At 66.9% G+C, this 22,411-nt stretch carries 16 protein-coding genes; all 16 read right to left on the bottom strand.

What is annotated here, in order from left to right; all coding sequences use genetic code 11:
- Nucleotides 1-80: 80 nt before the first annotated feature.
- The 16 genes from EX20_RS07315 to EX20_RS07240 all read right to left on the bottom strand — a co-directional run bounded on the left by EX20_RS07315 (nt 81) and on the right by EX20_RS07240 (nt 22,408).
- A complete protein-coding gene (locus EX20_RS07315; RefSeq protein WP_011884774.1) occupies nt 81-806 on the bottom strand; it encodes an amino acid ABC transporter permease in 726 nt (241 codons plus the stop codon).
- Nucleotides 807-808: 2 nt separating this feature from the next.
- Nucleotides 809-1,531, bottom strand: a complete 723-nt coding sequence (locus tag EX20_RS07310) for an amino acid ABC transporter permease (RefSeq protein WP_034193108.1) — start codon at nt 1,529-1,531, stop codon at nt 809-811.
- Between the two features lie 129 nt (nt 1,532-1,660).
- Complete coding sequence (locus EX20_RS07305; protein ID WP_034193107.1) at nt 1,661-2,476, bottom strand: ABC transporter substrate-binding protein; 816 nt, start codon at nt 2,474-2,476, stop codon at nt 1,661-1,663.
- A 174-nt stretch (nt 2,477-2,650) separates the two neighbouring features.
- A complete protein-coding gene (locus EX20_RS07300; RefSeq protein WP_034193106.1) occupies nt 2,651-4,582 on the bottom strand; it encodes a rhomboid family intramembrane serine protease in 1,932 nt (643 codons plus the stop codon).
- A 352-nt stretch (nt 4,583-4,934) separates the two neighbouring features.
- A complete protein-coding gene (locus EX20_RS07295; RefSeq protein WP_011884766.1) occupies nt 4,935-6,239 on the bottom strand; it encodes an MFS family transporter in 1,305 nt (434 codons plus the stop codon).
- Between the two features lie 246 nt (nt 6,240-6,485).
- Nucleotides 6,486-8,165 carry a SpoVR family protein gene (locus tag EX20_RS07290; RefSeq protein ID WP_034193105.1) on the bottom strand — a complete coding sequence of 560 codons (1,680 nt, stop codon included), beginning with the start codon at nt 8,163-8,165 and terminating at the stop codon, nt 6,486-6,488.
- Complete coding sequence (locus EX20_RS07285; RefSeq protein ID WP_011884761.1) at nt 8,162-9,430, bottom strand: YeaH/YhbH family protein; 1,269 nt, start codon at nt 9,428-9,430, stop codon at nt 8,162-8,164. Before EX20_RS07285 ends, EX20_RS07290 begins: the two co-directional genes overlap by 4 nt.
- 125 nt (nt 9,431-9,555) lie before the next feature.
- On the bottom strand, nt 9,556-11,478 hold the full coding sequence (locus EX20_RS07280; protein WP_011884759.1) for a PrkA family serine protein kinase: 1,923 nt from the start codon (nt 11,476-11,478) through the stop codon (nt 9,556-9,558).
- A 530-nt stretch (nt 11,479-12,008) separates the two neighbouring features.
- The gene (locus EX20_RS07275) at nt 12,009-13,802 is read right to left on the bottom strand and encodes a methyl-accepting chemotaxis protein (protein WP_034193104.1); all 1,794 of its coding nucleotides are present in this window, start codon (nt 13,800-13,802) and stop codon (nt 12,009-12,011) included.
- 275 nt (nt 13,803-14,077) lie between these two features.
- Entirely contained in the window at nt 14,078-15,004 is a 927-nt protein-coding gene (gene rbsK, locus EX20_RS07270; protein WP_034193103.1) for a ribokinase, read from the bottom strand.
- Nucleotides 15,001-16,032, bottom strand: coding sequence for a LacI family DNA-binding transcriptional regulator (locus EX20_RS07265; protein ID WP_034193102.1), 1,032 nt, complete (start codon nt 16,030-16,032; stop codon nt 15,001-15,003). Before EX20_RS07265 ends, rbsK begins: the two co-directional genes overlap by 4 nt.
- A 35-nt stretch (nt 16,033-16,067) precedes the next feature.
- The gene (locus tag EX20_RS07260) at nt 16,068-17,087 is read right to left on the bottom strand and encodes an ABC transporter permease (RefSeq protein WP_034193101.1); all 1,020 of its coding nucleotides are present in this window, start codon (nt 17,085-17,087) and stop codon (nt 16,068-16,070) included.
- Nucleotides 17,084-18,697: a sugar ABC transporter ATP-binding protein gene (locus tag EX20_RS07255; RefSeq protein ID WP_034193100.1), complete on the bottom strand. Its 1,614-nt coding sequence runs from the start codon at nt 18,695-18,697 to the stop codon at nt 17,084-17,086. The genes EX20_RS07260 and EX20_RS07255 overlap by 4 nt, the downstream gene beginning before the upstream one ends.
- A 163-nt stretch (nt 18,698-18,860) precedes the next feature.
- Complete coding sequence (locus tag EX20_RS07250; RefSeq protein ID WP_014722991.1) at nt 18,861-19,811, bottom strand: sugar ABC transporter substrate-binding protein; 951 nt, start codon at nt 19,809-19,811, stop codon at nt 18,861-18,863.
- A 531-nt stretch (nt 19,812-20,342) separates the two neighbouring features.
- The gene (locus EX20_RS07245) at nt 20,343-21,269 is read right to left on the bottom strand and encodes a CysB family HTH-type transcriptional regulator (protein WP_011884743.1); all 927 of its coding nucleotides are present in this window, start codon (nt 21,267-21,269) and stop codon (nt 20,343-20,345) included.
- 80 nt (nt 21,270-21,349) lie between these two features.
- The gene (locus tag EX20_RS07240; RefSeq protein ID WP_014722990.1) at nt 21,350-22,408 is read right to left on the bottom strand and encodes a sulfate/molybdate ABC transporter ATP-binding protein; all 1,059 of its coding nucleotides are present in this window, start codon (nt 22,406-22,408) and stop codon (nt 21,350-21,352) included.
- Nucleotides 22,409-22,411 lie beyond the last annotated feature (3 nt).

Raw genomic sequence — 22,411 nt, 5'->3', positions numbered from 1 at the left:
CCGACGCGCGCCGCCGCGTGGCGTCATCGAACCTCATACCGCAAGCAAGCGCGCATCACGCACCGCACGCGGCACACCCGTCATCGCGCGGGTTCGGTCCGGTCGGGCGTCGTGCGTGCGATCTGCTGCGCACGCTCGCGGCGCGACAGCAGCCAGCGCGCTGCGCCGTCGAGCGACGTGCACAGCACGAGGTACAGCACCGCGACGAACAGGAAGATCGGCGCCGGATACACCATCAACCGGTTGTTCACCTGCGTCGCGACGAACGACAGTTCCGGCACGCCGACGATGTACGCGAGCGACGTGTCCTTCACGAGCGCAACCCACTGGTTCACGAACGACGGCGTCATGATCCGGATCGCCTGTGGCAGCAGCACGTGGCGCACCGTCTGCCAGCGCGTGAGCCCGAGCGACAAGCCCGCCTGACGCTGCCCCTCGCCCGCCGCGACGATGCCCGCGTGCACCGCGTGCGCGAGATAGGCGCCGCCGATCAGCGCGAGCGCGCAGACGACGGTCGCGAGCCCCGGCACGTCCATGTGCAGCAGCATCGGCATCAGGAAGTACGTCCAGAAGATCAGCATCAGCACCGGAATCGCGCGGAAAAAACCGATGAACGCGAGCAGCAGGACGCGCAGCGGCCCGCGCGCGAGCGCCATCCCCACACCGAGCGCGACGCCGAGCAGCGCGGACGCGACGGCCGATGCCATCGCCAGCACGAGCGACAACGCGGCGCCGCCGAGCGGGCCGTCCGGGAAGGCGCCGACGAGCAGATACGGCAGGTTGTCGAGCAACAGCGAAAGGTCCATCGTCACCGCCCTGCGCCGAGCCGGTCGCGCCATTGCGTGGCCGCGTACGCGGCGGCCTCGATCGCGGCCACCGCGGCGACATACAGCACGGTCGCGATGCCGAATGCGGCGAAGGTTTTGAACGTCTCCGTCTCGACCTGCCGCGACGCATAGGACAGCTCGGCGACCCCGATCGCCATCGCGAGCGACGAATTCTTGACGAGATTCATGTACTGGCCGAACAGCGGCGGCAGCGCAATACGCACGGCTTGCGGCAGCACCACGTAGCGCAGCGACTGCATCGGCGTGAGGCCGAGCGCCGCAGCGGCATCGTGCTGCGCACGCCGCACGCCGCGCAGGCCGGCTTCGCATTCCTCGGCGACGAACGCGGCCGTGTAGGCGCTCAGCCCGACCCAGCCCGCGACGAATTCGAACGACGGCCACGCGAGCGTGAGCGGGCCGATGTCGAGCCGGTGGCGCGCGTTCAGCCACGCGATCCACGTATCGGGCAGCAGCAACGCGACGCCGAAATACCAGAACAGCAGCTGCACGAGCAGCGGCGTATTGCGCAACGCCACGACATAGCCGGCCGCGAGCATGCGCGGCGCCGCCCCGCGCGCGTGACGCATCACGGCGAGCAGCAAGCCGCCGACGCTCGCCGCGAGCGCCGACGCAGCCGCCAGGCCGAGCGTGACCAGAAAGCCCTGCCACAGCCAGGACAGATATTTGGGAGCCAACCCGAACATGAGATGGTGCGATCGCGGCGGGCGCGATCGGGTAAGTGACACGGGAAACGCCGCGATCCGTCGCACCGCGACGGGCGCCGGGCGCCGGGCAACGTGCGGCGGGCGATCTCGACGCGCGGCGCGAACGACTCAGGTGCGATCGCCGATGCGGAAGATGCGCGTGAGCGGCGTCCTGGTCGTCGGGCCAAACCACGCGTCGTAGATCTGCGCGGCGCGACCGTTCGCCTCGAGCCCCTTCAGCGTGTCGTTCACGAAACCGAGCAGGCGCGCTTCGCCCTTCGGCACACCGACGCCCATGTAGTCGTTCGAGATCGTGAACGCGGGGATCTCGTAGTTCTGCTTGTCGGGCACGTTCGCGAGCAGGCCGATCAGCTTCGGGCCGTCCTGCGTGATCGCCTGCACGTTGCCCGCGCGCAGCGCCGCGAATGCGAACGGCGTGTCGTCGTACGCGACGATCGTCGCGCCGGGGAACTTGTCGCGCAGCGTGATTTCGTTGGTCGTGCCCTTGTCCGCGCCGACGCGCAAGCCGTTCAGCTGGTCGGCCGATTTCAGCACGCCCTTCTTCGCGAGAAACTGCTGGCCCGACGAGAAGTACGGAATGCTGAAGTCGACCTGCTTCGCGCGCTCGTCGGTGATCGTGAAGTTCGCGAGCACCAGGTCGACCTTGCCCGAGGTCAGGAACGGAATGCGGTTGGCCGGATTGGTCGGCTGCAGTTGCAGCTTCACGCCGAGCTTGTCGGCGAGCGCCTTCGCGTAGTCGACGTCGAGGCCGACGATGTGGTGGCTTTTCGCATCGACGAAGCCGAACGGCGGGTTGCTGTCGAACGTCGCGACGCGCAGCACGCCGGCTTTTTTGATGTCGTCGAGGCGGTCTGCATGCGCGAGCGTGCCCGCCGTAACGAGCGCAGCTCCGACGAGCCAGGTAGCGAGAGTGTGGAATTTCATGAGCGCAGCCTGCATTGTTATGAGGGCCGCCGCGGATCGCGCGGCGGCCCGGTTCGAGGAACATCGCAACGCGGTGTATCGTCGCGAAGCCGCTAACGTATCAGCGCATGCGGCGGATTCGAACCAACAAATGATGCTTTGCTCTGCGGGTTTCGTGATGACGCGCGAGCGCGGTCATTCGTCGCCGGCATCCCCGCCCTCCCCGCTGCCGTCGGCCGACGCCGCGCACAGGAACTCGCCGTCGCCGCCGTCCTGCAGATAATCGAGCGAGCGGTCCATGGAGAGGAACGACAGCGTACCCGCTGCCCCGAGCGCGAACAGCGTGCGGCGGTCAGGCGCGAAGATCACCTGCCCGGCGCCGCCCGCCACCGGAAACTCGCCCACCGTGCGACGCGTCGCCGTCTTGATCACGCGCAGCGGCTTGCCGTCGAAGCCGGCGACGGCGATCAGCGAGCCGTCGCCGCTGCCGTCGAAGCTGTGCATCGACGTGTCGCACACCGGATAAGCGCTGCGTACGGCAAGCGTCGACGCGTCCCGCCATTGCACCGACGACGCGTTGTAGAACCACACGCCGGCACCGTTCGCGCCCGGCTTCGCTTCGATGAAATCCGCATCGACCGGATAGGTTTGCACCGGCGCATTCGTCGCCGTGTCGAACGCGACGATGGCACTCTTCTCGAACGCATACGCATACAGCCGCTTGCCGTCGGGCGACAGCCACATCGACAGCGCGCGGCCGAACTCGACGCCCGACGCATCGTGATCGCCGAGCCGCAGCGTCGCGACGACCTGCGGCCAGTGCGCGAGGCTGACGACGGAAATCGTGTCGTCGACGCTGTTCAGCACGTACAGCCTGTCGTTCGATGCGGACGCCACGATCGCGCGCGGGAACCGGCCGAGCGTCACGCCGTCGACGATCGCGCCGCTGTTCAGGTCGATGCGCACGAGCCCGTTCTCGCGCATCGACGCGACGTACGCATAGCGTTCGTCGGGGCTCACATAGAGGCCGCTCGCGCCGCGGCCGCGGCACATGTTGCCGGGGCAGCCGTCGAGCCCGGTCGCGAACGGTTCACCCGCGATCGTCCGCACGACCGCCTGGCGCTGCGCATCGACCACGACGAGCGTGTTGCGGTCGATGTCGGTCACGTACAGCCGCTTGCCCGACGCGCCCAGCACCATCGCATACGGCCACTTGCCGACCGGCACGACGGTGCCTGCGGCGCGCTCGGCCGACACGGGCGCGGGCCGATGCTGCTCGTCGTCGCGGATCTGCGCGGCAATCGCGGCCGCCTGCTGTTGCGCCTGCCGCTTCGCGGCGTCGTGCGCGAGCGCGCGATCGGTCGCGACGCGCCAGCTCTGCAACTCGTCGCTGCCCGCGCGCTGCGCCGCCGACACCATCGCGGCGCTGCCGAGCACCGCGACCACGAGCGGCACGGCGACGCGCGACGCACGCGTGCCGCCATACATCAGCCAGCCGGCGACGAAGCCGACGATCACGCCGCCGAGATGCGCGGCCTGGTCGATGCCGGAAATCACGAAGCCCGACCCGAGGTTGAGCACGATGACCTGCACGACCGCGGCGAGATTGATCGGCACCTGCGCGTCGGCTCCGGCCTCGCGCCGGCGTCGCAGCACCAGCGCCGCGGCGGCGCCCGCCAGCCCCATCAGCGCGCCCGACGCGCCGACGCTCACCACCGGCTGGATGCCGCTCGTCTGCAGCACGACGCCGAAGGCGAAACTGCTGCCGCCGACTTCGTGATAGCCGTGCCACAGCGCGCTGAGCAGCGAGCCGCCGAGCGCGGACAACAGATACGCGACGCCGAACCGCAGCGTCCCGCCCACGCGTTCGAGCACCGTGCCGAGCACGATCAGCATGTACATGTTGAGTGCGACGTGCATCCAGCTGCCGTGCAGGAATGCGCTGGTCAGCAGCCGCCACGGCTGCCCGGTGAGCGTGTACGGCGCGAAGTTCGCGCCCCAGTCGAGCAGCAGCGGGTTCGACAGGTCGCCGTACGATGCGGCGCGCCACATCAGCACGAATATCGCGATATTGACGACGGCCAGCACGATCGTCAGCCACGGCCTGGATGTTGGTTGTTCTCTCATGGGATCTTGGTATGGGTTGTCGCGCGTGAGCCGCGCGCGCCATTATATTTGGTGTCCCTGACACTGCTGGCCGCGTGACGGAGCGGGAACAAAAAGACGCCCGCTGCAGGCAGCGGGCGCGAATCCCAGTCAAGGAGGTGTCACACGAACTACGCGCCCAGCATAAGCGCTGGCGCCGACCGCGGACAACGAAGCGATTTCGATAACGATATCGCGCGATGCGCGATGCGCTTACGCGCGGCGACCAGCGACGCGAACCGGCCATGAACAAAAAACGGCGCGCCACGTACATCGCGGCGCGCCGTTCCGTGGCGTCATGCCGGCCGCACCGGCGGCCGCGCCGTTGCACCGATCACGGCTCGTGACGCAGATAGCCCTCCTTGCTCGGGTCGCGCATGCGCCACGACACGATCAGCGAGATCGCGCACAGCGCGGTCACGTACCAGTAGAAGGTCTCCTCGCTGCCGATCGACTTGAACCACAGCGCGACGTATTCGGCCGAGCCGCCGAAGATCGCGTTCGCGACCGCATACGACAGGCCGACGCCCATCGCGCGCACTTCCGGCGGGAACATCTCGGCCTTGATCAGGCCGCTGATCGACGTGTAGAAGCTGACGATCGCGAGCGCGACCGTGATCAGCACGAACGCGGCCGTCGGGCTCGACACCGTCTTGAGCGCGTGCATCAGCGGCACCGTGCCGAGCACCGACAGCGTGCCGAACAGGATCATCGACGTGCGCCGGCCGATCCGGTCGGACAGCGCGCCGAACACCGGCTGCATCAGCATGTAGACGAGCAGCGCGACGGTCATCACGTTGCTGGCCGTCTTCGCGTGCATGCCGGCCGTGTTCACCAGATACTTCTGCATGTACGTGGTGAACGTGTAGAAGATCAGCGAGCCGCCGGCCGTGAAGCCGACCACCGTGAAGAACGCGCCCTTGTGCTGCCACACACCGCGAATCGTGCCCGCGTCCTTCTTGTCGCGCGACGCGCTGGTCGACGTCTCGTCGAGCGACTTGCGCAGATACAGCGAGATCAGCGCCGCCGCCGCGCCGCACACGAACGGAATGCGCCAGCCCCACGCCTTCAGCTCGTCGCCCGACAGTGCCTGCTGCAGGATCACGAGCACCAGCAGCGCGCACAGCTGGCCGCCGATCAGCGTCACGTACTGGAACGACGCGAAGAAACCGCGCCGCCCTTGCAGCGCGACCTCGCTCATGTAGGTCGCGCTCGTGCCGTACTCGCCGCCGACCGACAACCCCTGAAACAGCCGCGCGACCAGCAGCAGCGCGGGCGCGAGCGCGCCGATCTGCGCGTAGGTCGGCAGCACCGCGATCACCAGCGAGCCGCCGCACATCATCAGCACCGAGATCATCATCGCCGCGCGGCGGCCGTGACGGTCGGCGATGCGGCCGAACAGCCAGCCGCCGATCGGACGCATCAGGAAGCCGGCCGCGAACACGCCTGCCGTGTTCAGCAGCTGCGTGGTCGTGTTGCCGCTGGGGAAGAACGCCGGCGCGAAATACAGCGCGCAGAACGAGTAGATGTAGAAGTCGAACCACTCGACGAGGTTGCCCGACGAGGCGCCGACGATGGCGAACACGCGCCGCCGGGTGTCTTGCGCGGACAGCGCAGCTTGGTCGCTCTGGACGTCCATGGGTTGGTCTGTTTCCTTTTAGTGCTTTGCTGGGGCGAGACGGCCGCAACCGCCGCGTGGGGGTCGCACGTGGCACCGGTTCCGGCGCACGGCGCTACGGGAGTTTAGCCAAATGTAAAGTAGCAGTCTCTCCGGGTTCATCCCGATGTAGAAAAATCTTCTCCTGCCGAGCGTTCGTCATATGAAAACGCCAGCCGCAAGGCTGGCGTCGGATGCAAACCATTCGCTCGACCGGTCAGATACGCGTCAAACTCGCACCTCGGGCGGCACGTATCGGCATTCGTAGCGCTTGCGCACGGTGCCTGCCTCGTCGACGCTTTCCAGGTACACGTCGAACTGCCAGAGGCGTGCCATGTGCTTGAGCACCTCGTCGCTGTCGTTCGACAGATGCCGGTTGTCGGTCATGAAGTGGCGCAGCGTGAGGCTGCGGTCGCCGCGCGTGTTGACGGCCCACACCTGGATGTTCGGTTCGCGGTGATGGATGTCGTACTGCCGCGACAGCGCCTGGCGCACGTACTGGTAGCCGGATTCGTCGTGGATCGCCGACACTTCGAGCGAATCGCGCATGTCGTCGTCGAGCACCGAGAACAGCCGCATCTCGCGGATCAGGTTCGGCGACAGATACTGCGCGATGAAGCTCTCGTCCTTGAAATTGCGCATCGCGTAGTGCATCGCCGGCAACCACGGCGTGCCCGCGATTTCCGGAAACCACTTGTAGTCCTCTTCCGTCGGCGCTTCGCAGATGCGGCGGATGTCGCTCATCATCGAGAAGCCGAGCGCATACGGGTTGATCCCGCTGTAGTACGGCTTCGTGACCGGCGGCTGATAGACGACGTTGCTGTGCGAATGCAGGAACTCCATCATGAAGCCGTCTTCGAGCTTGCCCTGGTTGTACAGCGTGTTCAGCAGCGTGTAATGCCAGAACGTGGCCCAGCCTTCGTTCATCACCTGCGTCTGCCGCTGCGGGTAGAAGTACTGGCCGATCTTGCGCACGATGCGGATCACCTCACGCTCCCACGGCTCGAGCAGCGGCGCGTTCTTTTCCGCGAAATACAGCAGGTTCTCCTGCGGCTCCGGCGGATAGCGGCCTTCCTGCTCCTCGGCCAGTTCGGGCTTCTTGCCCGGCAGCGTGCGCCACAGCTCGTTGACCTGCGACTGCAGATACGCCTCGCGCTCGCGCCGCAGCGCCGCTTCCTTCGACAGCGACGGCTTCTGCGGCCGCTTGTAGCGGTCGACGCCGTAGTTCATCAGCGCGTGACACGAATCGAGCAGCTCCTCGACGCGATCGAGGCCATAGCGCTCCTCGCATTCGGCGACGTAGTTCTTCGCGTACACGAGATAGTCGATGATCGCGTGCGCGTCGGTCCACAGCCGGAACAGGTAGTTGCCCTTGAAGAACGAGTTGTGGCCGTAGGCCGCATGCGCGATCACCAGCGCCTGCATCGTCATCGTGTTCTCTTCCATCAGATACGCGATGCAAGGGTTCGAGTTGATGACGATCTCGTAGGCGAGGCCCATCTGGCCGCGCCGATAGCTCTTCTCGGTGGCGAGGAAATGCTTGCCGAACGACCAGTGTCGGTAGTTGACGGGCATCCCGACCGACGCATACGCGTCCATCATCTGCTCGGCGCTGATCAGTTCGAGCTGGATCGGATAGATGTCGAGCTCGTACTGCTCGGCGACCTGCGCGATGTGCGTGTCGTATTCCTCGAGCAGCTCGAACGTCCAGTCGGACGGGCACGGCAGCGGCTTGCGTTCGGCAACGTTCATACGCGCTTCCTTCTGCCCGGCAGCGGGCAAGTCGGCGGCCGGCGCAGCGGGCCCGGCCTGGCCGCTTTGCTGCGATGCGGCGGGGCCGGCCGTGTCGTCGCCGGAAGGGCGCGGCGCATAGCCGCGCGATTCGTTGTGCAGATGGCGCGTTGTCATGACATTTCCACCTGCTTTTCGAACAACTCGCGAAATACTGGGTAGATGTCGGCAGCCGATTCGACTTTCTTCATCGCGAGATGCGGTTGCGACAGCGCCAGTTGCGCATACTCCAGCCACAGATTCTGCTCTTCCGGCGCGACCTGGATGTAGGCGAAATAACGCGTCTTGGTGAGGATATCCTCTTCGAGGATTTTGCGACACTTCGGCGAATCGTCGGTCCAGTTGTCGCCGTCCGAGGCCTGCGCGCCGTAGATGTTCCACTCGGTCGGCGAGTAGCGCTCGTCCATCACCTTGCGCATCAGCTCGAGCGCGCTCGACACCACGGTGCCGCCGCTTTCCGTCGAATGGAAGAAGGTGTCCTCGTCGACTTCCTCGGCGCGCGTGTGGTGACGAATGAACACGACCTCGATGCGTTCGTAGTTGCGCTTCAGGAACAGGTACAACAGGATGAAGAAGCGCTTCGCGAGATCCTTGCGCTGTTCGTCCATCGAGCCCGACACGTCCATCAGGCAGAACATCACGGCCTGGCTCGACGGCTGCGGCTGCTTGACGCGATTCACGTAGCGCAGATCGAACGGATCGATGAACGGAATCCGCCAGATGCGCCCTTTCAGATGATGGATCTCGGCTTCGAGCGTCGCGATTTCCGCACGGCGATCTTCCGGATCATTCTTCAGCGCCTCGAGCTGCGCTTCGAGCTCGCGCAGCTCGTTCACGAGCGGCGAACCGAGCGCGATGCGCCGGCCGAGCGCGCTTCTGAGCGAGCGCACGACGTCGATGTTGTTCGGCGTGCCTTCCGCCGCCCAGCCCGCGCGCACGTTCTTCCAGCTCGGCACCGTGAGCAGGTGCGTCTTCACGAGGCGCGGCAGTTCGAGATCGTCGAAGAAGTACTGCATGAATTCGTCGCGCGACAACTCGAACACGAAGTCGTCCTGCCCTTCGCCGTCGTTGCTCGCCTGACTGCCGCCGCCGCCCGAGCCGCCCTGCGGGCGCGGAATCTTGTCGCCGCGCACGTAGTCCTCGTTGCCGGGGTGCACGTATTCACGACGGCCACCCGGCCCGTGCCGGAAGGTCGGCTCCGCGATGTCCTTGCGCGGAATCGTGATGCTTTGCGTGCTCTGGATATCCTTGATGCTACGATCGCGCACCGCGTCCGACACGGCACGACGAATGTAGTTCTTGACGCGACGCAGAAAGCGTTCGCGGTTGGCGATGCTCTTGTTCTTGCCGGCCAGCCTGCGGTCGATGATTTGATGAAGCACTCCCGGTCTCCCGCTCGAAAGTCGATATGCCGGGACGCTCGCCGCACATGCCGTCTGCCGTCATGCGGGCGGCGCCTCTGAAGGTGCCCGCGCGGACCCTCCGCACGGGCACGGTACCGCGCGCGTCATGACGACTTGCGCACGCGCAGGTACCAGTCGCAAAGCAGCCTCACCTGCTTCGGCGTATAGCCCTTCGCGACCATCCGGTTCACAAAGTCCTCATGCTTGCGTTGCTCCTCGGCCGAGCCCTTCGCGTTGAACGAAATGACCGGCAACAGTTCCTCGGTATTCGAGAACATCTTCTTCTCGATCACGACCCGCAACTTCTCGTAGCTCGTCCACACCGGATTCTTGCCGGCGTTCGCGGCCCGCGCGCGCAACACGAAGTTCACGATCTCGTTGCGGAAATCCTTCGGGTTGCTGATGCCGGCCGGCTTCTCGATCTTCTCCAGTTCGGCGTTCAGCGCGGCGCGGTCGAAGCTCTCGCCCGTGTCGTGATCGCGGAACTCCTGATCCTGGATCCAGAAATCCGCATACGTGACGTAGCGGTCGAAGATGTTCTGCCCGTATTCCGAATACGATTCGAGGTACGCCGTCTGGATTTCCTTGCCGATGAACTCCGCATAACGCGACGCCAGCACGTCCTTCACGAACGACAGATACTTCTGCTCCGTTTCAGGCGGGAACTGCTCGCGTTCGATCTGCTGTTCGAGCACGTACATCAGATGCACCGGGTTCGCGGCGACTTCGCTCGTGTCAAAGTTGAACACGCGCGACAGGATCTTGAACGCGAAGCGCGTCGATACGCCCGTCATCCCTTCGTCCACGCCCGCGTAGTCGCGATACTCCTGGTACGACTTCGCCTTGGGATCGGTGTCCTTCAGGTTCTCGCCGTCGTACACCTGCATCTTCGAAAAGAGGCTCGAATTCTCCGGCTCGTGCAGCCGCGACAGCACCGCGAACTGCGACATCATCTTCAGCGTGCCGGGCGCGCACACCGCTTCGGCGAGCGACGAATTGCGGATCAGCTTCTCGTAGATCTTGATCTCTTCCGAGACGCGCAGGCAATACGGCACCTTCACGACGAAGATCCGGTCGAGCAGCGCCTCGTTGTTGCGGTTGTTGCGGAACGCCTTCCACTCCGACTCGTTCGAGTGCGCGAGAATCACGCCGTCGAACGGGATCGCGCCGAAGCCTTCCGTGCCCTTGAAGTTGCCTTCCTGCGTCGCGGTGAGCAGCGGGTGCAGCACCTTGATCGGCGCCTTGAACATTTCGACGAATTCGAGCAGCCCCTGGTTCGCCAGGCACAGGCCGCCCGAATAGCTGTACGCATCGGCGTCGTCCTGCGCGTACTGCTCGAGCTTGCGGATGTCGACCTTGCCGACGAGCGACGAGATGTCCTGATTGTTCTCGTCGCCGGGCTCCGTCTTCGCGATGCCGATCTGCCGCAGGATCGACGGGTAGCGACGCACCACGCGGAACTGACGGATGTCGCCGTTGTATTCGTGCAGGCGCTTCACGGCCCACGGGCTGAGGATGCTCTTCAGATAGCGGCGCGGAATGCCGTATTGCTCTTCGAGGATCGGGCCGTCTTCGTCGTAGTCGAACAGCCCGAGCGGCGATTCGTTGACGGGCGAGCCCTTCAGCGAATAGAACGGCACGCGTTCCATCAGCTGCTTGAGACGCTCGGCGATCGACGACTTGCCGCCGCCGACCGGCCCGAGCAGGTAGAGGATCTGCTTCTTCTCTTCAAGCCCTTGCGCAGCGTGGCGGAAGTACGCAACCACCTGCTCGATCACTTCCTCCATTCCGTAAAACTCACGGAAGGCGGGATAGACCTTGATAACCTTGTTCGCGAAGATCCGCGACAGGCGCGGGTCGTTGCGGGTATCGATTTGCTCGGGTTCCCCGATTGCAGCCAGCATGCGTTCGCCTGCCGTGGCGTACGCTGACGGATCGTTCTTGCAGAGCGCGAGGTACTCCTCCAGCGAGAATTCTTCCTCTCGCGTTTTTTCGAAGCGGTTCGCGAAGCTGCTGTAAATATCCATGCTACCTCCCTCGCGTGAGTCGTAAGACTTGCCTGCCTTCCTATGACTGCGCAGAAGCAAGCGCGTTCGAATTCATCCTAAACCCTTTCTTATTTTTTTTCACGACATCTTCGTATGAAGTTCGTCATTCTCGACAACACCGGTTGGACAATGCATTTCGTCGCTTTACAATCGATCTCCCGAGCCGCATAAACTGCATCCGCCGCGTCTCGCCGAGCAGCGGAACGTCTCGTGCGTCGGATGGCTTCGCCGTCGTCGCCGCGCCGTTCACACTCCCCTTCACGCCCCCTTCTTCATAGACGTTCGAGCAGACGTTTGCGACGACACGTCGCGCCCACCGTTACAAATTTTTTTCGCATCGTCAGGAGATACCCGTAGCGCGGATGCACATCGCGCGTCGACGCGTGAATGTTCACGGACGGTGTCACATTCGACCGGCCGCACGAACGACGACGCCCGCATGCGCGGGCGTCCGGTGTGACTTCGTCAAATGGGGATTGATGCAGACGGCAGGCGCGCGCATGCGCGTATCAGAACGTCTCCCAATCGTCGGCGCCGGCCGTTGCCGCAGCCGGGGACGGCGCGCTCGCTGCGGCTGCCGGCTTGCGCGCCGGTGCCGTGCGCTTCGGTGCGGCGTCACGCTCGTTGCGCGTGGCAGGCGCGGCGGTCGGCCCAGCGGGCACGGAAGGTGCGGCTGCCGCGGCCGGCTGCGCAGCGGGCGCAGGCTTCGCGCGCGGCGCCTGACGCGTGGCGCCGGCTGCGACCGACGGTCGCGCCGCGTCGTCGTCGAGCCGGAACACCGCTGCCGTTTCGCGCAGGCGCGCCGCCTGTTCGTCGAGCGATTGCGCGGCGGCCGCCGCTTCCTCGACGAGCGCCGCGTTCTGTTGCGTGACTTCGTCCATCTGCGCGACCGCGCGAGCGACTTGATCGATGCCGCTGCTCTGCTCTTCGGACGCCGCGGCGATCTCGCCCATGATGTCCGTCACGCGCTGCACCGCGGCGATCACGTCGTGCATCGTGCGGCCGGCTTCGTCGACCAGTTGCGAGCCCGTGTGGATACGCTCCACCGACGCGTCGATCAGCGCCTTGATCTCCTTGGCCGCGCTCGACGAGCGCTGCGCGAGGCTGCGCACCTCGCCCGCGACGACCGCAAAGCCGCGCCCTTCCTCGCCGGCGCGCGCCGCTTCGACGGCCGCGTTCAGCGCCAGGATGTTGGTTTGAAACGCGATGCCTTCGATGATCGCGATGATGTCCGCGATCTTCGCCGAGCTGTCGTTGATTTCGCCCATCGTGCCGACCACCTGGCCGACCACCGTATTGCCCTTGTTGGCGATCTCCGATGCGTTCGCAGCCAGCGCGCTCGCCTGCCGTGCATTGTCCGCGTTCTGTTTCACGGTGCCGGTCAGCTGCTCCATGCTCGATGCAGTTTCCTGCAGCGCGGACGCCTGCTCCTCCGTACGCGACGACAGGTCGATGTTGCCGGCGGCAATTTCCCGCGCGGCCGTCGCGATCGACTCGCTGCCGCCGCGCACCGTGCGCACGGTGTCGACGAGCCCGCGCTGCATCTTCGCGAGACCGTTCAGCAGTTGCCCCATTTCGTCACGCCGCTGCACGACGATCGCACGGCGCAGGTCGCCTGCCGCGATCGCGTCGAAATGACCGAGCGCCTCAGCGAGCGGGCGGCCGATCGCGCGGGTCAGCGTCAGCCACGACAGCACCGCGGCGACGAAGCCGGCGAGCAGCGCGACGACGGACACTACGCGCAACGTTTCGTACACCGATTCCGCGTGATCGAAGCCGCGCTGAGCGTCGGAGAACTGAAAATTGCGCAACGCCTCGCTCGCGGTCGTGAGGTCGTTGTACTTCACCTGGAGTTGCTTGGCGCCTTCGCCGAGCCGGTCACGGTCGCCGGCCGTGACGAGCGCGCCGAACGCGTCGCAGTTGCGCTGCAGCGCCTGTCGCTTTGCGGCGACGTCCTGCGCGATGCGGTCTTCCTCCGGGCCGCGCGGCAGATCGAGGTACTTCTTCCACCACGCGTCGGACTGCGCGCGCATCTCGCGGCTGCGCTCGACCGCCGTGGCCGAATCGGGCGTGCCCACCAGCAGCGCGGCGCGATCGAGCGCCAGCCGCTCGCGCGCCGCGTAGGTGTCCGCGACGGCCACGTCGACCGCGCTCGGCATCTGGTTCGTGAACAGCTCGCGCATCGAGTCGTTCGCCGTGCTCATCCCGTAGAGGCCGAGCACCCCGATCACCGCCAGCAGCACCGCGAGAAACGCCATCGTCAAGCCGATGCGCGCCCGTATCGTCAGGTTTGCGATCACCATCATTGTTCCTGTCTTGCGTCGTCATGGACGGGCCTGGCCCGTTTCGAAACACTGTTTCGCTCCGATACATTTACGACCATTCGACGCACAACTTGATGGTATTGCTATCAATTTTCTCAGCAATCCTGTCATTCATTACGTATGAATGAATGAAGGGGGCGCAACACGGCAGCGTGTCGCGCGACGCGCGCGCGCTGCAATCGACGGCGACGGGTGTTGGAGGATGACCGGCCGCCGGCTCGTGCCGGCGGCGGAAGCCGCGCGATCCGGCGTTATCAGGCCAGTTCGGCGAGGGTGGGAATCGAAGGCTGCGCGCCCGCGCGCGTGACCGAGACGGCCGCGGCGCGCTGCGCAAAGCGGATCGAGGCGTCGACGCCGTCGCCGGCCGCGAGCCGGGCCGCGAAGCCGCCGATGAAGGTGTCGCCGGCGGCGGTCGTGTCGAGCGCCTGCACGACGGGCGCCGGATAGTGGCGCGCCGCGCCGTCGGCGCTGAGCGCCAGCACGCCGCGCGCGCCGAGCGTGATCAGCACGTTGCGTGCGCCGGCCGCCTGCAGCGCGCGCGCGGCAGCTTCCGCGTCGGCCGGATCGCGCACCGGCAGGCCGGTCAGCGCGGCGGCCTCGACCTCGTTCGGGATCAGATAGTCGACCAGCGGCAGCCAGCCGTCGGGCAGCGGCGCGACGGCCGGCGCCGGGTTCAGCACCACCGTGCGCCCGAGGCGCCGCCCGGCCGACAGCGCCGCGAATACCGCGTCCGGCGGCGTCTCGAGCTGGCAGATCAGCACGTCGGCCGCGGCGATCGCGGCCTCGTGCTGCGCGACCGTTGCCGGCGTGACTTCGCCGTTACCGCCCGCGACGATCACGATCGTGTTCTGGCTCGCATCGTCGACAACGATCAGCGCGACGCCCGTCGATGCGGACGCGCTCGTCGCGACCCGCGAGCAATCGATGCCTTCCGCCTCGAGGCCCGCGCGCAGCGCTGCGCCGTGCGCGTCCGCGCCGACACAGCCGATCATCGCGACCTGCGCGCCCAGGCGCGCGGCGGCGACGGCCTGGTTGCCGCCCTTGCCGCCCGCTGCCTGCGCATACGCGCGGCCGGCCAGCGTTTCGCCCGGCAACGGCAGCCGCGGCGCACGTACGACGAGATCCATGTTGAGGCTGCCGACCACCGTCACGCGGCCTGCACCGGCGTTGGGCGCCGTCATGCGCGCGCACCGGGCACGGCAGGCTCCCGATAGACCGACGTCGATTCGCGCAGCACGAGCCGCGGCGACACGACGCGGCGGCGGCTCGGCGCGGCCGTCGAGCCGCCGCCGATCCGCTCGATCAGCGTCTGCGCGGCCATTTCGCCGAGCGCCCGCACCGACTGCCCGACCGTCGACAGCGCCGGATAGGTGTAGCGGGAAAACTCGATGTCGTCGAAGCCGATGATCGAGCATTCGTCCGGCACGCGGATGCCGCGCTCGGCCGCCGCGCGCAGCGCGCCGACGCCCATCAGGTCGTTGCCGGCGAAAATCGCGCTCGGCTGCACCGTCTCGAACAGCCGCGCCGCCGCGTGATAGCCGCCGAGGCACGAAAAATCGCTTTCGGCGATCGCGCCCGGCACGATGTCGATGCCGCGCTCGGCCATCGCGCGGATGAAGCCGTGCACGCGCATCGCGCTGACGGCCGTGTCGGTCGGGCCGGTGATGCAGCCGATCTTCGCGTGGCCGAGCTCGAGCAGATGCCGCGTGGCCAGATACGCGCCGCGCTCGTGGTCGATCTGCACGAGGTCGGCCGGCAGCCCCTCGATGTTGCGATCGACGACGACGAGCGGCGCTTGCGAATCGGCGAGCGTCTGCGCGAGCACGGCGTCCTCGCCGGCCGATGCGACGATCAGCCCGTCGATGCGCTTTTCCTGCAGCACGCGCAGGTAGTTGCGCTGCTTCACCGGATCGTCGTCCGAGTTGCAGAAGAACACGCAATAGCCGTTCGCCGCGCATTGATCCTCGATGCCGCGTGCAAGCTCCGCGAAATACGGATTCGTGCTGTTCGGCACGACGAGGCCGATGGTCGCCGTCGCGCGCGCCTTCAGCGAGCGCGCTACGGCCGACGGCACGTAGTTCAGCTCGCGAATCGCGCCTTCGACCTTCGCGCGCACATCCGCGGACACCGGCCGCGAATTGTTCACTACGTGCGAGACGGTCGTAAACGACACGCCCGCCATGGCCGCTACATCCTTGATCGTCGCCATATCCCGTTTCTCTTTGGTCTGCGTTCCATGTTGTTCTACCGTGCGCGCGAGCGCCGGCTGCGATACGTGTCGAGCACGACGGCCACCACGATCACCGCCCCCGTGATGATCCGTTTGGTGGGCTCGTTCGCGCCGATCTGCGCAAGCCCCGCCGCCAGCACGGAGATGATCAAAACGCCGAAGAACGTGCTGATCACCGAGCCGCGCCCGCCCATCAGGCTCGTGCCGCCGATCACGACGGCCGCGATCACCTGCAGCTCGAGGCCCACGCCCGCGTTCGGGTCCGCCGCTTCGAGCCGCGAAATCTGGAACAGCGACGCGAGCCCGGCAAGCGCGCCCATCAATGCGAATACGAGGATTTTATACGGCCGCGGGTTAACCCCTGCCAGCCGCACGGCTTCTTCGTTCGTGCCGATTCCGACCAGATAGCGTCCGAACACGGTGCGCGTCAGCACGAACTGCGCGGCGATCATCACCGCGACCGCGATCAGGAACGCCGGCGAAATGCCGAGCGCGATCGGGTTCGACAGGAAATCGAACGCGTCGCCGATATACGCGGTGCGCGAATTCGTCAGCTGGTACGCGAGCCCGCGCGCGCCTTCCAGCACGCCGAGCGACACGATGAACGACGGAATCCGCCAGCCGACCGTCACCGCGCCCGTCAGCGAGCCGGTCACGGTGGCGACCGCGATGCCGCTCAGCGCGGCCGGCAACGGCGCCCACTGCCATTTCAGCGCGGCCACGCTGACCATCGACGCGGCCAGCGCCAGGACGGAGCCGACCGACAGGTCGATGCCGGCGATGATCAGCACGAACGTCATGCCGACCGACATCACGACGAGATCGGGAATCTGGTTCGCGATCGTGCTGAACGTGTCGTAGGTCAGGAAGTGCGAGCTCAGCGCCGAAAACAGCGCGACCATCGCGACGAGCGCACCGGCGAGCCCGAGGTAGTTCGAGACGCCGAGCCGTGTGCCGGACAGCGTGCGCGCGCGGCCCCCGGTCAGGTCCTGCTGTGCGCCTGCGTCACTCGGAGATACGGGAGGCTGGGTCATGAGTGTGGTCCTGTGGTCGAAACCGCGGAAGCCGCGCGCGGCGCCGCTCCCGCATCCGGATGCTGCATGCCGTCCGGCAACGCGTCGCGGCCGAAGCCGGCGAACGCGGCGGCCAGCAGCGCATCCTGAGTCCAGTTGCCGCGTTCGAACACGGCGGTCATGCGGCCGGCCGACATCACGCCGATCCGGTCGCAGATCAGCATCAGCTCGCGCAGGTCGCTCGATACGACCACCAGCGCGCGGCCGTCGCGCGCCAGCGCGCCCATCAGCGTGTAGATCTCGAACTTCGCGCCGACGTCGATGCCGCGCGTCGGCTCGTCGAACAGCAGCACGCCCATGTCACGTGCGAGCCAGCGGCCGATCACGACCTTCTGCTGGTTGCCGCCCGACAGTTCGCCGACTGGCTGCGCCGCGCCGTGCGTGCGGATCCGCAACGCGTCGATCTGCTGCTCGGCGAGCGCCGTTTCGCGCGCCGTATCGACGACGCCGCCGCGCGCGAGCCGATCGAGCTGGCCGAGCGACACGTTGGAGGCGACCGATTGCGTGAGCAGCAGCCCTTCGCCCTTGCGGTCCTCGGTGATCAGCGCGATGCCGTGCGCGACCGCGTCGACCGGCGACTGGATGCGCACCGGCTGCGGCGGTTCGCCGACCGCGATCATGCCCGTATCGGGCGTGTCCGCGCCGTAGATCAGCCGCAGCAATTCGGTGCGCCCCGCGCCGATCAGCCCGGAGATGCCGAAGATCTCGCCGGCGCGCACTTCGAGCGACACGTCCTGCACGGCCGTGCCGCGCGTCATGCCCGACACGACGAGGCGCGGCGCGCCGATCCGGCGCGCGCCGAGATCGATGTGCTCGCCGAGCTCGCGGCCGACCATCAGCGTGACGAGCCCGTCGGCGCTGATCGCGGCCATGTCGCCGACGTGCACGAGCCGGCCGTCGCGCAGCACCGCGACCCGCTCGGCAACGCGCGCGAGCTCCTCGAGCCGGTGCGAGATATAGACGATCGCGACGCCGCGCGCCTTCAAGCGGTCGATCTGCTCGAACAGCAGTTCGACCTCGCGCGCGGTCAGCATCGCGGTCGGCTCGTCGAGGATCAGCACGCGACAGTCGCCGATCAGGTTGCGCGCGATCTCGACCATCTGTTGATGGCCGATGCCGAGCGCGCCGACCGGCGTATCGGGATCGATCGCGTCGAGCCCGACCTGCGCCATCGCGGCCCGCGCATCGGCGCGCAGCCGCGCGCGGTCGATGATGCCGAAGCGCCGCGGCAGCCGGTTCAGAAACAGGTTCTCGGCGACCGTCAGCGTCGGCAGCAGGTTCAGCTCCTGCATCACCATGCGCACGCCGAGCGCCTCGGCCTGCGTGCGGCTGGCCGGCGCATACGCGTCGCCGCCGAGCTGCATCGTGCCGGTCGTCGGCTCGACCAGCCCGCCGATGATCTTCGACAGCGTGCTCTTGCCCGCGCCGTTCTCGCCGGTCAGCGCGAGCGCCTGGCCCGCCGCGAGCGTCAGCGTGACGTCGGCGAGCACCGGTTCGGCGTAGGTCTTGCCCACGCCGGATACGGCGAGCACGGGGACGACTGGACGGGAAGGTTGGAAGGTCGGTTCCATCGCGATCCTGGTTGCGGCCGCGCGCCCGCGGCGTGCGGTTATGACGCTCACAAGTGCATGGGTATGCCGTGGCCGTGATCGCGCTCACTCCAGATAACGGCCGCCGCCCGGAATTCTTGAGGGACGGCGGCCGTCATCGGTGCGGCGTCACGTGGTCACTCGGTCACTTGGTGACGAGGTCGACCGGCGTCTCGACCACGCCGGACAGCTCAGACTGCTTGCGATGCTCGGCGATGGCCTTCAGCGCCGTGTCGATGCCGAACACCGCCTGCTTCGCCGCGTACTGGTCGGCGGTCGCGAGCACGCGGCCGTCCTTCAGCATCGGCTTGATCGCGTTGATGTTGTCGTAGCCGACCACCAGCACCTTGCCCTGCTTGCCCGCCGCCCGCACCGCCGACACGGCGCCGATCGCCATGTTGTCGTTGCCGCACAGGAGCGCGCGCAGGTTCGGGTATTCGTTGAGCATCGCGGACGCGACCGCGTTGCCCTTGTCGATCTCCCATTCGCCCGACTGCACCGACACGACCTTCATGCCGCCCGCCTTCATCGCATCCTGGAAGCCGGCCGTGCGCTGCTGCGCGTTGGTGGTCGTCGACACGCCTTCGACGATGCCGACCTGGTCGCCCGCCTTGAGCCTCTTCGCGAGGTAGTCGCCGACCTTGCGCGCGCCCTTGCGGTTGTCGGGGCCGACGAACGGCACGTTCAGGTTCTTCGACTTCAGCACGTCGGGATCGAGCCGGTTGTCGATGTTCACGACGACGATGCCCGCGTCGACCGCCTTCTTCACCACCGGCACGAGCGCCTTCGAATCGGCCGGCGCGAGCACGATCGCGTCGACCTTCGACACGATCATCTGCTCGACGATGCGGATCTGGTTGGCGGTGTCGGTCTCGTCCTTGATGCCGTTCGTGATCAGGTCGAACTGGCCGGCGTTGTGCTTCTGGTATTCCTTCGCGCCGTTTTCCATCGTCAGGAAGAACTCGTTGGCGAGCGACTTCATCACCAGCGCGACCTTCGGCTTGGCCGCAGACTGCGCATACGCGGCCGGGGTGGCGGCGACCGCGACGGCGGCGAGCGCGGCGGTCAGGAAGCGACGGCGAAACAGGACCTTCATACTCATCTCCTGGCGATCGGCCCGGCGGGCCGGATTGTTTTGTTTGGCTGTTGTTTTAATGCAAGCAAACGTTTGCGCTACATGAGCCGGACATTGGCCATCGATGCTGCTTGTCGGTATCACGAAATGGAAGCGGGGCAGACGGCCGACTGCCTGGCGCGCGCTGTCGTCGACGCGCCACCGCCGGCGGGAAGCCGGCGGAGTGACGGCTATGCTGTACCGTTTCGGTTCGGCGCGCAACCCGGGCGATCGCTATTTAAGGGTTTGTTCTGAGCGGGCTGGGGTGCGTTACCCCGCGATGGCTGGTTATGCTGCGGCGGTACGTTGCGGCAGGACTTGCCGGCGCGGTGTTTCCAGATGTGGCGGATGTGCCACCTCCAGCCGAGGCGATGCGCTTCAGACCGTCGCGTGAATCGCGGCAGCGCACCGTCAGCCGCGCCCGGCCGGCCGGACCACGCGATGCCGCGTCGTCGCGCGGCCGTAGGGAGCGACAGGCAGGCGAGCGCCTGCCGCCCTTCACTTCGCCGCCAGTTACACCGCCTCGCGCAACTGCGCCGCGATCTCGGCTTCGTTCAACTGCGGCGCGAACATCTCGATCAGGCGGTAAGCATAGGCGCGCAGGAACGCGCCTTTGCGCAGCCCGACGCGGGTCGTGCTCGCCTCGAACAGGTGCTGCGTGTCGAGCGCGACGAGCCCCGTGTCGCGCTGCGGATCGAACGCCATCGCAGCGACCACGCCGATCCCCATCCCGAGCTCGACGTAAGTCTTGATGACGTCAGCATCGATCGCGGTCAGCACGACGTCGGGCACCGCGCCGGCCTGCGCGAACGCCTGGTCGATGTGCGAGCGGCCGGTGAAATCCTGGTCGTAGGTGATGATCGGATATTCGGCGATCTCGTCGAGCGTCAGGTGCTCGCGTCCGACGAGCGGATGCCCTTTGGGCACGACGACCGTGTGGTGCCACGAATAGCACGGGAACGTGACGATGTCCGGATAGCGGTCGAGCGCCTCGGTCGAGATGCCGAGATCGGCTTCGCCGTTCAGGATCATCTGCGCGATCTGCTGCGGGCTACCCTGGCGCAGCGCGAGATGCACCTTCGGGAACACTTCGGTGAACTGGCGGATCACCTTCGGCAGCGCGTAGCGCGCCTGCGTGTGCGTCGTCGCGACGACGAGGTGGCCGCTGTCCTGATCGGCGAACTGGCGCGCGACGCGCCGCAGGTTCTCGGCGTCGAGCAGCATCCGCTCGATCAGCTGGTGCACGGCCTTGCCCGGCTCGGTGAGGCCGGTGAGCCGCTTGCCGCGCCGGATGAAGATGTCGACGCCCAGCTCGTCCTCGAGATCCTTGATCTGCTTCGACACGCCCGACTGCGACGTGTACAGCACGTTCGCGACTTCGGTCAGGTTCATGTTCTGGCGCACGGCCTCGCGCACGAAGCGCAATTGCTGAAAATTCATGGGTATGCCTCTTGGGCTGTCGTTGTTCGAAGATCGATCGGGAGCGGTATCCGCCCTCTTCTCATGACCGGGTTCGGGCGTCAGTGTGCGGGAAAGACCCGCAGCGCGCGCGGCACGGCCGTCGCGCCGTCGCCGACCTGCAGCGCGAGCGCACGCCACGCGTCGCGATCGAGCTCGGCTTCCAGCGCCCCGCCCGTGCGCGCCTCCAGCTCGACGCGCACCGAGCCGCCGAGCGGAATCACGCGGCGCACGTCCACCGCGATGCCGTCGCGATGGCCGCCGCCCACCGGCCACAGCTGCAGGTCGTGCGGCCGCACGTAGGCGTGTGCGGGGCCCGCGAAATCGGCGTCGACCGCGATCGACGCCGCCGCGCCATCGGCGACGAAACCGCGCGCGGCGACCGTGCCCGGCAGCCGGTTCGCCGCGCCGAGGAATTCGTAGACGAACGCGCTTTGCGGATGGTCGTAGACGTCCTGCGGGCTGCCGACCTGCTCGACGTGACCGCGGTTCAGCACGACGATGCGATCGGCCACCTCGAGCGCCTCCTCCTGGTCGTGCGTGACGAAGATCGTCGAGATGTGCAGGTCGTCGTGCAGGCGCCGCAGCCAGCTGCGCAGTTCCTTGCGCACCTTCGCGTCGAGCGCGCCGAACGGCTCGTCGAGCAGCAGCACCTTCGGCTCCACCGCGAGCGCGCGAGCCAGCGCGATGCGCTGGCGCTGGCCGCCCGACAGTTCGGACGGATAGCGCTGCGCGAGCCAGTCGAGCTGCACGAGCTTCAGCAGCTCGTGCACCTTGTCGCGAATCACCGTTTCCGACGGGCGTTCGCGGCGCGGCTTCACGCGCAGGCCGAAGGCAACGTTCTCGAACACGGTCATGTGGCGGAACAGCGCGTAATGCTGGAACACGAAGCCGACCTGGCGATCGCGCGCGCCGACCGACGCGACGTCGAGGCCCTGCAGCAGGACCTGGCCGGCGTCCGCGTGCTCGAGGCCCGCGATCACGCGCAGCAGCGTGGTCTTGCCGCAGCCGGACGGCCCGAGCAGCGCGACGAGCTCGCCCGGCGGGAAATCGAGCGACACGTTGTCGAGCGCGGTGAAATCGCCGAAGCGCTTCTGAAGATGACGGACGGTGATACCCATTCT

This window comes from Burkholderia sp. WP42, from assembly GCF_000745665.1.
GTDB classification, from domain to species: Bacteria; Pseudomonadota; Gammaproteobacteria; order Burkholderiales; family Burkholderiaceae; genus Burkholderia; species Burkholderia vietnamiensis.
The sequence above is the reverse complement of the archived record's forward strand: the minus strand, read 5'-3'. Positions and strand labels throughout refer to the sequence as shown.